Genomic DNA, 14,078 nt, shown 5'->3' with positions numbered 1-14,078 from the left:
GCCAACGCCCTGCTCGGCACCGCACTCACATTGCGCGATGTCTTCGACCACCCCCGCATCAGCGAACTCGCCCGAATCGCCGACACCACCACCGCTACCACCGAGACGTCCGGCACACGAATCGGCGAACTGCCACGCCCAACCCCACTACCAGTCTCATACGGACAACAAGCACTCTGGCTGATTGATCAGTTGGGTGGGCCGGGTGGGCGGTATGTGGTGCCGGTGGTGCTGCGTTTGGGCGGCGATCTGGATCCTGATGTTCTGATCACGGCGGTACGGGATGTGGTGTCCCGTCACGAGGCGCTGCGCACGCTCTTGGTGGAGAAGGACGGCACGCTACGTCAGGTCGTCGTGCCAGCGAACGAAACGGCCGACAGGCTCTCTCTGCTCGTTGAGGATGTCACGGGTGTGGATGCTGCCGGCGTGGATGCGCGGGTGGGCGCGGTGGTGCAGGCCGGGTTCGATCTCGCGGTCGACATCCCGATCCGTGTCGCGCTGCTACGCGCCGGCGCTGACGACTGGGTGTTCGTTGTCGCGGTACATCACCACGCAGTGGATGAATGGTCGTTCCCGTCGCTGCTGAGCGACCTGTCGACCGCTTATCAGGCGCGGGCCGCGGGGCAGGAGCCGGGATGGACGCCGTTGCGGGTCCAGTACGCGGACTACGCAATCTGGCAACGTGAGGTCCTGGGGGAGGCGTCGGACTCGGGTTCGCTGCTTTCCGAGCATCTTGCCTATTGGCAGGACGTCCTCGCGGGTGCGCCCGAAGAGTCCGCGATCACGCTGGACCGGGCCCGACCGGTGGCACCGACCCACCGCGGTGCGGATCTGCGGTTCACCATCGATCCACAGGTCGTGACCGGCCTGCGTCAGGTCGCGGATGCGGAGGGCGTGAGCATGTTCATGACTCTGCAGGCCGCGACCGCGCTGACCGTTTCGGCGCTGGGCGCCGGTGCGGACGTGGTGATCGGTTCACCGGTCGGCGGACGCACCGAGGACGGCCTGGAAGACCTGGTCGGATACTTCGTGAACACTCTGCCGATCCGCCATCGGTTCCACGCCGGTGACTCGATCACCGACGTTCTGCGGAACACCAGGCGAACGGTGCTCGGCGGGTTCGAGCACCAGGCCGCACCCTTCGAGGAAATCACCCGTGCGCTGGGCACCGAGCGGTTCGTCGGCCGCAACCCCCTCTTCCAGATCATGCTCACCCACCGCGTCGCCGACAGCCGCCGCGCGGGCGGCCTGCGCATCGGGAACGTCACGACGACACCGAGTCCCGCGGCGGTGGGCGCGGTCAAGACCGATCTCGACCTCGACATCTTCGATTCGCTCAACGATCTGAACGGGAAGCTCTCTTACGCGACCGATCTGTTCGATGGTGCTACCGCTGAGCGGTTTGTCGCCGTCTTCAGGTCGGTGCTGGAGGCGATCGCTGCCGGTCCAGAGGCGCGGGTCGGCGACCTGGACCTGTTGCCCGCACCGGAGTCGCGACAACTCGACGCGTGGTCGCGTGGTGAGACGCTCGATGTTCCCGGGGCGACTCTTGACGAGTTGGTGCGCCGGCAGGTCGCGGCGAGCCCGGACGTGGTCGCAGTCATCGCTGATGACGGCACTGAACTCACCTATAGCGACTTTGATGCGCGGGTCAACGCTCTCGCTCACCTCCTCGTCGAGGAGGGCGTGCGGGTCGGAGACCGGGTCGCGGTCGCACTGCCTCGCTCGGCCGAGTTGGTGGTCGCGTTGGCCGGGGTGATCCGCGCCGGGGCGGCGTACGTGCCCATCGACCCCGACTACCCCACCGACCGCGTCAATCACATCCTCGCGGACGCCGAACCACGGGCGGTGATCACCGACCGGCAGACCTCCGGTGCTCAGCACCACGTGCTCACCGATCATCCTGTGCGCATCGTGCTCATCGACGACGAACCTGTGCGGCAACACCTCGATGCCGGCGTGATCGACCCACCGCAGGTCTCGCGTCCGCTGCTCCCGTCGGATGCCGCATACGTGATCTTCACTTCCGGCACCACCGGACGCCCCAAGGGCGTTCAGATCAACCACGAGGCAATAGTCAACCGACTGTGGTGGATGCATGATCTCTACCGGATCGGTGCGCCGGATCGGGTGCTGTTGAAGACCCCGTTCACGTTCGACGTGTCGGTGTGGGAGTTCTTCCTGCCACTGGTCACCGGCGCAGCGGTGGTCGTGGCGCAGGAGGGCGGACACAAGGATCCGCAGTATCTGCTCGAAGTGATCGACCGTCGCGCGGTGACGGTCACTCATTTCGTGCCGTCGATGCTCCAGGCTTTCCTCACCTCGGCCCCGGACCGGACGTCGGTGGGTTCGGTACGACGAGTGTTCTGCTCCGGCGAGGCACTGCCCGTGTCGCCCGCGGCCGGTGCCGTCGCGCTGTTCGAGAACGCGGAGTTGCACAACCTCTACGGGCCGACGGAGGCGGCCGTGGACGTGACCGCTCACCCGGTGGTTCAGGCCGGGCTCGTCGACGCGGTGGGGGTGCCGATCGGTGTTCCGGTGGCGAACACGACGGTGCGTGTCCTGGACACGTGGTTGCGTCCGGTGCCGGTCGGTGTGGCAGGTGAGCTCTACCTGGGCGGGGTGCAGCTCGCGGATGGATATGTGGCTCGCGCGGGCCTGACCGCTGACCGATTCGTGGCTGATCCGTTCAGCGACCAGGGCGCACGGTTGTATCGCACCGGCGATGTCGTGCAGTGGAACTCCCTGGGACAGTTGGAATACCTCGGCCGCAGCGATGACCAGGTGAAGATACGCGGATACCGGATCGAACTCGGCGAAATCAGCGCCGTCCTCGAACAGCATCCAGGGGTAACGGGCGCGGCGATCGCCACCTTGGATCACCCGGCCGGCGGAAAGTACCTCGCGGCATACGTGACCACGGCCAGTGCCACGACAGCCAGTGCCACCACGGCCAGTGCCACGACGGCCAGTGCCACGACTGCCGAGGACGCGGTGCTGTTCGACGCGCTCCGCGAGCATCTCGCACAGTCGCTGCCGGACTACATGGTGCCCGCGACGTTCCTGCGCCTGGACCGCTTCCCGGTCACGGCGAACGGGAAACTGGATCGCCGCGCGTTGCCGCAACCGAGCCTGGCTGCCGGCACAGCCGACGGCCGGCCACCGGAGACCGACACCGAGATCGCCCTCGCCGGCATCTTCCGCGACGTACTGCACCTCGGCGACGACGTCGACCTGGGCGTGGACAACGACTTCTTCCGCCTGGGTGGCGACAGCATTTCCGCGGCACGACTCGTTGCCTGCGCTCGTGAGCACGATCTGACGCTCAAACTGTCCGAGGTGTTCATGCGACGGACCATCGGCGCCCTCGCCGCGCTGCTTGCGCCGTCGACGCACGACGTCGTTTCGGCCGAGCCGGTTCTTGTGCCGACTTCCGCTGCCCTTGAGCGCTTGCGCGAGGCGGATGCCGCGCCCGATGAGTACGTCTTCACCGAGCTGATCAACTTGCCCGCGCGGTCGACGGGCGAATCGGTCGCCTCGTCCTTCCGCTCGCTCGTCGCCGACACGGACGCGCTTCGCCTGTCAGTTGACGCTACCGGCCGGCGGCTCTGGTTCACCTACCTCCTGCCTCCGGAAACAGTCCAGCCCCAGACCATGGAGCTGACCGCCGACACGGACGTCGACGTTGACGCGATCAGGTCGGCCGCCGTTGATCTCATCGACCTCTCGACCGGCCGCCCGGCTGCCCTCGCCTTCACGCACCACCCCGAGCAGACGGTTGCAGTGCTCGCCGTCCACGCGGCAATCGTCGACCGAGCCTCGCTGCACCGTCTGGCGGAGGCACTTCAGCAGGCAGTGTCCGGCGCAGTGGAAGTGTCCCGCCCACCAGCGCTCGTCCCTGCGCTCGAAGCCATCGAAGCAGCCGGCGACGCGGTCGCCACGGACGGCCTCGATCGCTGGAAGGGCCTTCTCGCCCGAGCCCGGACGATCGACGAATCCACCTTTGCTCATGCCACCGTCTCCACCTTCCGCTGGGACAGCTCCCTCACCGAAGGCGTCGTCAGCAAAGCCATCCGCAACGCGCTCCACTCGACAGGAATCGCACCACTGATCGGCGGTGTGGTCGACGAAGATGTCCCGCTGACTCCCGATGACAACACGATGTCAGTCGGTCCGTTCACCGCGGCCGCCACCATCGCTCTCGACGAGGCCGAGCCGACCGCGACCGCCGAGCTGGCACTGCTGCGCTACCACAACAAGGCCGGACGCCGGGCATTGCGGCGTGCCCCCTCTCCCGCAATGCTCCTCACGCGGGTCTATGGGCCGGACAGCGGGTCACCGACCCCAGAGGGCGCCGAGCAGTTGTATCGCGCGGTTGTCCGCTATCACATCGCCCCGGACACGACAACGATCACTTTCCTCGGCTTCGCGGAAAAGGTGGTCACCGATCTCCGAGCAGCGCTGGCAGACGACCTTTATTAGGTTAGGCAATGCTAAGGTTTTTGGCATCTGACACCTGTTCGATGAGGAGTCGCCGTGCCGCGTCGTGCCCGCCCCACCGTCGTACACACCATTGCCCTGCGGGAGTTGGAGGTGGCGCGGGTTGTCGATGTCACTCCCGGGATGCGCCGTGTGACCCTGACCGGTGATCAGCTGGGATCGTTCACCGCAAGCGACGGTACGACCTTCCCCGAGTTCGCCAGCGAGGGTTTCGACGACAACGTCCGGTTGATCTTCCCGTACCCCGGCGAAAGCGAGCCGGTGGTCCCGGTCTACAAGGACGGCAAGTACAGGTGGCCGGCCGACCCGCCGGCGCTGTGGCGGGTCTACACGGTACGACGTTACGACGCGCAGGCTCGCGAGCTCGACATCGACTTCGTGAAACATGGTGTGGGCGTCGCGACGACGTGGGCGTACCGGGCGAACCCCGGCGATCGCCTGCACGTCGGGGGACCTTCGGTCTCCACCAGGCGGCCCGAAGGTTACGACTGGTACCTCGTCGTCGGCGACGACACGGCCGTCCCGGCGATCGACCGGTTGCTCGGGGAACTGCCCGACGAAGCACAGGCCGAGGTCTACATCGAGGTGGCCGAGGAGTCGCACCGGATCGACTTCCCGGAACGCCCCGGTGTCGAGGTGACCTGGGTCGTGCGGAACGGACTGGCAGCGGGATCCGAGCCGTTGCTGCTGCGGGCGGTACGCGAGGCCGGCCGGCGAGAGGGCGCGATGTTCGCCTGGCTAGCCGGGGAACAGTCCGTCGTACGTGATCTGCGGCGGTATCTCATCGAGGAGCGCGGTGTCGACAAGTCCGACATCGACTTCACCGGCTACTGGCGGCGCGCAGAGGTTGTGGCGTTGGACGAAGACCCCGCCCTGCCGGACCCCGAGCGCAACGACGAGGCCTTCGACAAGTTCCATGAGATGTCCGAGTTGCTTCCGCCGTTGGCGATTCGGGCGGCCGCGAATCTCGGCATCGCCGACTGCATCAGCCGCGGAGTGCGCACCGTACCCGCGCTCGCACGGCACACCGGCGCGAACGAACGCTCCCTGGCGAAGTTCCTGCGGTACCTGCAGGCGATCGAACTCCTGGAACAGGAAGGCGATGAATACAAGCTCAGTGAGACCGGCGAGTTTCTGACCAGCGAGTCCGTGCTCGATCACCTGGTTTCCGGCGGGGTCGACTTCCGTATGTCGCAGGCCTTCTACGGTCTTGAAGCGGCGGTCCGCCACGATCAGCCGGTGTTGGAGTCGGTGACCGGCAAGGATTGGGACGCTCTCCGCAGCGATGCGACCTTTGAGCACAAGCGTCTGGAGAACAAGTCCCGGTTCGCGCAGGTACTCGCCGAGCCGCTCGCGAAGTCACCCGTGCTCGGGGGCGTCGGCAAGGTGGTTGTCCACGCAGCTGGTGCGGTGGTCCACGCCGACTACCTCACTGCGGGGCATCCGGAGGCGACGGTGACCGTCGTGGCGCTCCCTACCGCGGCGGATTGGTTCCGCAGGGACCTTCCGATCAGCATTGCGGATGCGACGCGACGCGACCGGATACGGATTGCCGAGCAGTCGGTGTTCGAGAAGACCGAACCTGCGGACGCCGTACTGATCATCGACACGCTCGGGCAGTACCGTGACGCGGAGGCGAAGCTCATTCTTCAGCGGGCCGCTGCCAGCCTGAGCCCCGGTGGCCGGGTGCTGTTGGTGGAGGACACGTTCGATCCCGCCGAGTTGGACGAACATGACGCGGAACTCGACATTCTGCGGTTGACGCTCCACGGGTCCGGATACCGCACCGAGGACGAACTCGAGGCGGTCATCGCCGGCGCCGGATTGAACGTGATCGCGACGTCGCTCGTGGGGTGGGGCAACACGTTGCGAGTGCTGGCACCGTGACCTGAGGTCGTGGGCCCGCCAAGCAGTCCCGCCGAGCGGTCCGGCCGGGTCGTCCACGACGAGCCCGGCGACCGCCCTACCGCAGGGTCATGAAGCCACTTCGTCACCAGCCTGGAGCTTCTCCATGACCTCGATCCAGTGACCCAGTCGCGAGTCCTCGGCCAGGGTGATGAAGTCGATCCGGTCCACCCCCGCGGTGCGCCACCGCTCCACCAGATCCATGAGGCGCACCGAGTCCATCCCCTGGTCGCGGAGGCTCAACTCGTAGTCGATCTCCGCGGGTTCGAGGTACAACACGTCGGCGACGTCGGCGATCAGCTGCTCGCTGCTCAGGCTCATCAGGACTCCTCGTTCATTGCTTGCCCAACCTCTTCTGACAGTTCCAGCCGGCTGTGTCACACGGTGGCGATCAGCACTTCCTCGCCGCTGTACGGCCGCAGGCCGTCGGTCCGGCCCGCGAAGTAGCGATCGGCGAGGCCGGCTGCCGAGACGTGTTCGGCGTCGGCGAAACCTGCTTGGCGCGCCAGTTCGGTGATCTGGCCGGGAGTGTAGAAGCCGATGAACGGCGTACCGGCCCGCCGAGCACCCTCCCTGGAGGCTCGCCGAATCTGTACGTCCTCGGGCGCGAGATCTTCGAGATGACGGAAGAACGTGAGGATCAGTGAGGAGCCGGACGGCAGACTCGCCACCTGCTTGAGGGTCGCCGTCGTGGCCTGTTCGGTCAGATACATGGTGACCCCCAGCCAGGACACCACCGCGGGACGCGAGGTATCGAATCCCGCCGCCTGCAGCCGATCCCACCAGTCGTCATTCGCTTCGAAATCGACCGGAACCAGGCGCAACCAATCCGGGATGCCATATCCGAGTTCGATCAACCGGCTCCGCTTCCATCCTTGCGTCTCCGGCTGGTCGATCTCGAAGACGGTCATGGTGGAGCCCGCATCGGGATGACGCTGAGCGTAGGTGTCCAGGCCTGCGCCGAGGATCACGTACTGATCCACGCCGCGGCTCGCGGCCTGCGCCACCAGGTCCTCGGTCAACCGCGCCCGCCCGACGACCGTGGCGCGCTTGCCTCGCGAGTCGCCGGGGACCATGTCTCCGCGCTCGCGCCATCCGTCGTCGTCCTGCGCCAGCCGGGCGCCCAGCACGTCCTCAAGGACGTGCGGCGGCTCGTCCACCTGGGTGTGCAAGGCACGCCACAATGCGGTCCGTACCGCTGTGTTGTCCGGCGTGCCGACAACATTTCCCGTCATCAGTCAGTCCTTCCTGGCTTGTTGTTCATGCCCCGTCCGGCCTCCCACGCGCTCCACAGCCCGCCGTACACGCCACCAGCGGCGACCAGCTCGTCATGTGTTCCGGTCTCGATGATCCGGCCGTGCTCCATGACGACGATCCGGTCACAGGTCGCGGCTTGGGAAAGGCGATGCGCAATCACCAACCCGGTGCGACCACGCAGAGCCGCCTCGGCGGCACGGTCCAGCAACCCCGCATGGGTGGAGCCGGCCTCGGCGGTCGCCTCGTCGAGGATCGCCAGTTCCGGGTCGGCGAGCAGGAGCCGGGCGAGGGCGAGCTGTTGAGCCTGTGCATCGGTGAGCGGATGCCCGCCGGTGCCGATCATCGTGTCGAGATCGTCCGGCAGCAGGTCGCGCAGACCGGCTGCCCCGGTGGCGTCCAGCGCCGCGTGGATGTCGTGGTCGGTGGCCCTGGGGGCGCCGAGCGTGAGATTGTCCCGCAGGGTGCCGGCGAACACGTGCGTCTCTTGGGTGATCAACGTGGTTCGGCCGGGCTGGGCCACCGTCCCGGCGTCGGGCAGATGGATACCGGCGATGACGGCGGCAAGCGTCGTCTTGCCGGCCCCGGAGGCGCCGACCACGGCGATGCGCTGACCGGTGGGGACGTCGAGGGTGAGGTTGTCGAACACGCGGGGGCCGTCGCCATAGCCGAATGCGACCTCGTGAAGCCGCACGGCGATGCCCGTGTCCGCTGCCGCTGTCGGCTCGCCCGCCTCCTCCGGGATGGTGGCGACCCCGATGATGCGGCTGAGCGATGCGAGGGCCGACTGGAGGTCGTCGACGACGTACAGCAGCTCGTTGATCGGTCCGAGCACGCGCAGGACGATCAGCGTCGCGGCGGTGGCGCCGCCGACCGTGGATGCGTCCGCGTCGATCAGGACGAAGCCGACGACGAGGACGGTGGCCAGGCTCAGACATTCGCCGAGGTTCAGGCGGAGGCTGAGCATGGCCATCACGGTGCGCGCGCGGAGCGTGTGCACCGCGACGCCCCAGGACGCGTCCATCACGGTGTGGTGCCGCTGCTCGGCGAGCCCGAGCCCGAGCACGGAGGCGTAGCCGCGCTGGGACTCGAGGATCTGCTGTGCCCGCGCGCTCATCGCCGCGCGTTCGGCGGCGTACACCCGCGGGCCGATGCGGAGATACCAGCGCATGACGAGTACGTAGACGGGCAGTACGACGGCGAACGCGGCGGCGTACGGCCATTCCAGTGCCGCAAGCCCGCCCAGCGACACGACGATGGTGAACCCGCTGACGGTGAGCGCGGGGATCACGGCGGGTGCGGCATCGGCTACGGCGGTGACGTCGTCGCTGGTCCGGGAGATCAGGTCCCCGGTCCCGGCGCGTTCGACGAGGTGCTGCGGGAGTGTCATGGCGCGGCCCACGAGCTGTTCGCGCAACCCGGCGAGGATGGTGTGGTAGACGCGGGTGGCGAGCACGATCGTCACCGCGGTGCCGGCCGCGCCGAGGACTGCCGAGAGCACCATGACGGCCGTGACCGTCAGCACGGTGCCGAGGTCAGCGGTACCGGCCTGCACCCGGTCGATGAGGAACCCGATGATCACGGGCGGGATCACGTTGACGCCGGTGCTGACGATCCCCAGCGCTCCGACAGTGGCGAGCCGGAGCCGGTGCCCGCGGCTGAGCCGCCACACCTCCCTGGCTGTCTCCCTGCCGCCCGCGACCGGAAGCGCGTGCCCGGTTGCCGCGGATGCCCCGCTCATGACGTTGTCCTTACGCGCATCGGTGCGTCCTCGAGCAGGTCGACGACGCGGTCGCAGCTGCCCAGCAACGCGGGGGACGAGGTGATCAGCAGGGTCGAGCGGCCCGCGCGGACGTCGCGCAGCCGCTTCGCGATCGTGTGCTCGGTGACCGAGTCGACCGCCGTGGTCGGGTCGTGCAGCACGAGCACCGGCGCGTCGCTCGCCAGGGCGCGGGCAAGCGCGAGTCGCTGGAGCTGACCGCCGGAGAAGCGGTTGCCGTCCTCGCCGACCGGAAGGTCGAGATCGGCGGCGAAGTCACCGCAAGCCGCAGCTCGCACCGCAGCTGTCACCAGCTCGGGTGAGGCCGCGGTGGCGGTGAGGTTGTCGCGGATCGTTCCGCTGAACAGCATGACCCGGTGCGGAGTGAACGTGACTCGGGAGCGATACTCCTGCGCGGTCAACTCCCGCGCGGCGATCCCGTCCAGCCGCACCGCGACCTCGCCGCCAGGCTCGCGGGGATCCAGCAGCGCCTCCGCGACGCGGGCAGCAGTCAGGTCGTCGGTGCGCACTCCCACGAGTTCGCCGGGCTCCACCCGGATCGTCGCGGTGGGCGTGGACACCTCCAGCACCGGCAGTTGCTGAACCACCGGCCGCGCCGCGTCGTCAGCCTCGGGCGCCGCCGTCACGTCGGTCTTCAGCACGTCGAGGATGCGCGCGGACGAGGCGCGGGATCCGGCGAGGTTGGGTATGGAATCGTTCGCGATCGACTGGATCTGCGGCAGCAGCGCCTGAGCGAGGCCGACGGCGGCGATCAGCTCGCCGACGCTCAGCTGCCCGTCCACGGCGAACCAGCCCGCCAGCCCCATCACCGCTGCGACGAACGTGCCGGTGACCACACCGGAGCCCATCAGGAATCTCCCCAGCAGTCCCGCGTTGCGCTTGGCGCCGACGAGCGTCTCCTGGCTTGCCTGCCGGTATCTTCTGGTCGCCTCGGTCTCGGCGCGCATCCCCTTGACCACCCGATAGCCGGCCACGACATCCGTGGCCAGTCCGACTGTGGTGGCCAGCAGTCCCTGGTACTCACGGGTGTCCCGGGACAGCCGCTCGCTGAGCACGCCCATCAACCACACCGCCAGCGGCGCCCCCACCAGCACCGCGAGCCCGAGCAGCCAGTGCGTCCTCAACAGGGACACGGCGATGAATCCGATGGTCATGATCCTCGCGATCGGCATGATCGCGAGCTGAACCCCGTTGGCCAGGCGGGCGACGTCGTTGGTCATCACCGACACGACACCACCGTCCGGCGCGTGGGCGCCGCCGCCGACCGGATGCAGCACGCCGGTCGAGAGGGTGCTCCGGAGGCGGTGCTGCAGCAGCTGTATCGCATACGCGGTCAGTTGGACAGCGAACTTCGCCGCCACCGTCAACACGATGTACAAGGCCACCAGTACGCCGAGCCACAGCGCCAACTGCCCCGCGTTCCCGGTTGCCAACGCCCGGTCGATCGCAAGGCCCATCACCACGGGGACCGCGGCCTCGCCCACCTGCCACACGATCGCGGCCAGCGCCGCAGGAACGGAGACCCGCCGCACCGAGAGGATCACGCGCAACAGGAATCGACCGGCCGTGGTCCCCGAGCCGGCCTCGAACGGCTGGACCTCGGGCGGATCGGCGGGCGCCTGCCAAAGCACAGGTAGCCGACGGGTCATAGGTCCCCGCCCCAGCCCCGACGGGTCGGAGTGAGAGGCGTTCCTCATGGCCGCCCCCGGTCCGTGCCCAGCAGCAGGGTGTCAGTGTGCTGAGTGAGCGCCGCAGCCACCCACACTCGCTGCTGCCGGGCTCCGGAGAGTTCGTCTTCCTGGAACGCCCTGTCCGGGATCGCACACCAACAGGCCGTCGTCGCAGGGCGGTTGTCGTACCTGATGGAGGCTTCTCCTCGGTCGGGTGGCGGAATGGGTGGTGACACGGGGCAAGGTTAGCCTACCCTTCGTTGAGGTTCTAGGGATCGTTGCCTCGGTCGGCTCGATCTGGTCTCAAGAGAAGTGGGTGTGCTTCCGTTGACGGCTTTTGATCGTGTGGAGTTGACTGCGAGTCAGCGCGGCAACTGGGTGGCACGGAAGCTCGCTCCCGAGTCCTCGGTGTTTTGCGCAGGTCAGCTGATCTGGCTGAACGGCCCGGTCGATCCGGCCCTGTTCGCGTCCTCGGTCAGTGTTGTCTTCGCAGAGACCGACGCGTTGCGGGTACGTTTCGGGGACGACGACGGTGTCCCTTTTCAATACCTCGACACCGCCACGACACTCACGACAGAGATCGTCGATGCGGGCCATGGCGATGATCAGATCCGGGTACTGGCCCGCGAACAACTCACCGGACCGCCGGCCACTGCCGGAGAGCCGACGACCTGCTCGACCCTGATCCGCCGTGAGAACGGCACCTGGGCATGGATCCTGATCACCAACATCCTGCTCGTCGACGGCTACAGCATTTCTCTGTTCATCCGCCGCGTCGCCGAGGTCTACTCCGCACAGCAGGCCGGCGATTCGGTCCCGGACCGCTGGTTCGGCAGCATGAAGAACGTCATAGACGCCAAGAATTCCGGCGATTCCGGGATCGAAGAAGGTGTCGCGTATTGGAGTGGCGTCCTCGGGATCGAGTACGCCGGCCACGAGAACGTGGAGGACCTGTCCGGGGTCTTCGTATCCTCGACTCAACCGGTTGTCGTCCCGATACCCGACGACACCTACTCGAAGGTTCAGCAGTTCGCTCGCGCGGCTCGGGTCTCCTGGACTGATTCCCTGATCGCGTTGTGGGGTGTCTACACCGCTCTGGTCGATGGTCGTGACTGTGTGGCGGTCCGGGTTCCTCTGATGTTGCGAGACGATCGCGAATCGCTGAAAACACCAAGCGCGATCTCAAGGGCTATCCCGGTCGTTACTGAGATCAGCCCGTACGACACCTTCGGAAATGTCCTCGAGATCGTCGCAGACCAGCTGAAGACTTCCAGGCGTCACACGACTGTCGAAGATCACCAGATCGCCCGTCAATGGCCAGGCGGCCAGGCCTCGTACCTCATACTCCCGACGATCAACATCAGACTCTTCGAATCAACGCCGCGTCTGGGCGACATCGACGCGGTCTCCGAAACGATCAGCACCGGCCCGGTCGGCTCGCTCGACCTCGCGATCTACCGCAACCCCGACTCCGGAATCCGGCTGGAGCTGTCCACGGGCTCCGCCACCGGCGATCCGCTCTTGCACGCCGAACAATTCAGCCGTTTCCTCAACGCCGTCCTCGACGGGTCCGCGGCCCAAACCCTGCACCAACTGAGTACCGGATTCACACCCGGTACCGACGGCCCGGATCTGTCGTGGGCGCAAGGCGAGACGCTTGATGTCGCGCCAGCGACAGTGGACGCGTCGGTGACGGTGGACGCGCTGGTGACGGTGGACGCACTGGTGCGCCGCCGGGTCGCGGCCGATCCGGACGCGGTCGCGGTCGTCGCCGACGACGACGGCAGCGAACTCACCTACAGCCAGTTCGATGCACGGGTCAACGCTCTCGCCCAGCTCCTGGTCGATGAGGGCGTGCGGGTCGGGGACCGCGTCGCGATCGCCATGACGCGCTCGGTCGACCTGGTAGTAGCACTTACCGGAGTGATCCGCGCGGGAGCGGCCTACGTGCCGATCGACCCGGGATACCCCGCAGAACGCATCAAGCACATCCTCGACGACGCCGCACCTGCGCTGGTCATCACCGATCAACTCACCACAGAAATACATCAACACGTACTGGGTGAACATCGCGCACCAGCACTGCGGATCGACGACCACGAAGTACAGCGACGGCTGGCCGCCGGTCAGGAAACCGCCCCCGTTCCAGCCCGGCCGCTGAACGACCTCGACGCTGCCGTCGTGATCTTCACATCAGGAACGACAGGCAACCCGAAAGGCGTGGCCCTCACGCACCGCGCACTCGCCAACCGCCTCGCATGGGGTCAGCGAGTACTGGACTACCGACCAGACGATGTGGCGCTGTCGAAGAGCGGCGTGGGTTTCGTCGACGCTGTGACCGAGCTGTTCGGGCCGATGATCGCCGGTGCCCGAATCGTGGTCGTGCCCGCGGAGACCGCGCAGGATCCAGCCGGCCTGCTCGACACGATCGCCCGACACCGCGTCACACATCTGCTGACCGTGCCCAGCCTGGCCGACGTCGTCGTCCGCCACGACGACGCACCCACAGCGCTGACCACGATCCGGTCCTGGATCTCCTCCGGTGAAGCACTCACCCCGGGCACCGCGACCACCATGCGAACCGCCGCACCACAAGCAACACTGCACAACTTCTACGGCTCGACCGAAGTCACCGGCGACGGCACCGCAGCCATCATCACCGACAACACCCCGATCGGTGCACCGGTCGCGAACACGACAGCGCACGTTCTTGACGCATGGCTGCGCCCGGTGCCGGCCGGTGTCGCAGGAGAGCTCTACCTGGGCGGAGTGCAACTCGCCGACGGCTACGTCGCTCGCCCGGGCCTGACCGCCGACCGATTCGTGGCCGATCCGTTCAGCGACGGCGGCGCGCGGCTGTATCGCACCGGCGATGTCGTGCGATGGAACTCCCTAGGGCAGTTGGAATACCTCGGCCGCAGTGACGACCAGGTGAAAATACGCGGACACCGGATCGAACCCGCCGAAAT

At 67.3% G+C, this 14,078-nt stretch carries 7 protein-coding genes and 1 pseudogene; 4 read left to right on the top strand and 4 right to left on the bottom strand.

What is annotated here, in order from left to right; all coding sequences use genetic code 11:
- Positions 1-30: 30 nt before the first annotated feature.
- A complete protein-coding gene (locus ACWCPF_RS44945) occupies positions 31-4,482 on the top strand; it encodes a non-ribosomal peptide synthetase (RefSeq protein ID WP_451050945.1) in 4,452 nt (1,483 codons plus the stop codon).
- 54 nt (positions 4,483-4,536) lie between these two features.
- Positions 4,537-6,387, top strand: a complete 1,851-nt coding sequence (locus tag ACWCPF_RS44940; RefSeq protein ID WP_451050944.1) for an SIP domain-containing protein — start codon at positions 4,537-4,539, stop codon at positions 6,385-6,387.
- An 87-nt stretch (positions 6,388-6,474) separates the two neighbouring features.
- Here ACWCPF_RS44940 and ACWCPF_RS44935 read toward each other — a convergent pair whose 3' ends face one another.
- Genes ACWCPF_RS44935 through ACWCPF_RS44920 form a run of 4 tightly spaced genes read right to left on the bottom strand, consistent with a single transcriptional unit; the run spans position 6,475 to position 11,070 of the window.
- The gene (locus tag ACWCPF_RS44935) at positions 6,475-6,726 is read right to left on the bottom strand and encodes a phosphopantetheine-binding protein (RefSeq protein WP_451050943.1); all 252 of its coding nucleotides are present in this window, start codon (positions 6,724-6,726) and stop codon (positions 6,475-6,477) included.
- Between the two features lie 56 nt (positions 6,727-6,782).
- Positions 6,783-7,640 (bottom strand): class I SAM-dependent methyltransferase, encoded by an 858-nt coding sequence (locus ACWCPF_RS44930; RefSeq protein ID WP_451050942.1) that lies wholly within the window; start codon positions 7,638-7,640, stop codon positions 6,783-6,785.
- Positions 7,640-9,400, bottom strand: a complete 1,761-nt coding sequence (locus ACWCPF_RS44925) for an ABC transporter ATP-binding protein (protein ID WP_451050941.1) — start codon at positions 9,398-9,400, stop codon at positions 7,640-7,642. The genes ACWCPF_RS44930 and ACWCPF_RS44925 overlap by 1 nt, the downstream gene beginning before the upstream one ends.
- On the bottom strand, positions 9,397-11,070 hold the full coding sequence (locus ACWCPF_RS44920; protein ID WP_451050940.1) for an ABC transporter ATP-binding protein: 1,674 nt from the start codon (positions 11,068-11,070) through the stop codon (positions 9,397-9,399). The genes ACWCPF_RS44925 and ACWCPF_RS44920 overlap by 4 nt, the downstream gene beginning before the upstream one ends.
- A 351-nt stretch (positions 11,071-11,421) precedes the next feature.
- On the opposite strand from ACWCPF_RS44920, the pseudogene ACWCPF_RS44915 reads away from it, so the two are divergent.
- Positions 11,422-12,369: pseudogene (locus ACWCPF_RS44915) on the top strand (condensation domain-containing protein); the annotation flags it as partial.
- Positions 12,370-12,786: 417 nt separating this feature from the next.
- Positions 12,787-14,078, top strand: a 1,292-nt coding sequence (locus ACWCPF_RS44910; RefSeq protein WP_451050946.1) for an amino acid adenylation domain-containing protein, incomplete at its 3' end; no start/stop codon positions are given.

Source organism: Streptomyces sp. NPDC001858 (assembly GCF_053594615.1).
The sequence above is the reverse complement of the archived record's forward strand: the minus strand, read 5'-3'. Positions and strand labels throughout refer to the sequence as shown.

Excerpts from the sequence above, each read along its gene's own strand:
- ACWCPF_RS44935 (WP_451050943.1), bottom strand. The coding sequence starts at position 6,726 with ATGAGCCTGAGCAGCGAGCAGCTGATCGCCGACGTCGCCGACGTGTTG.
- ACWCPF_RS44930 (WP_451050942.1), bottom strand. The coding sequence starts at position 7,640 with ATGACGGGAAATGTTGTCGGCACGCCGGACAACACAGCGGTACGGACC.
- ACWCPF_RS44925 (WP_451050941.1), bottom strand. The coding sequence starts at position 9,400 with ATGAGCGGGGCATCCGCGGCAACCGGGCACGCGCTTCCGGTCGCGGGC.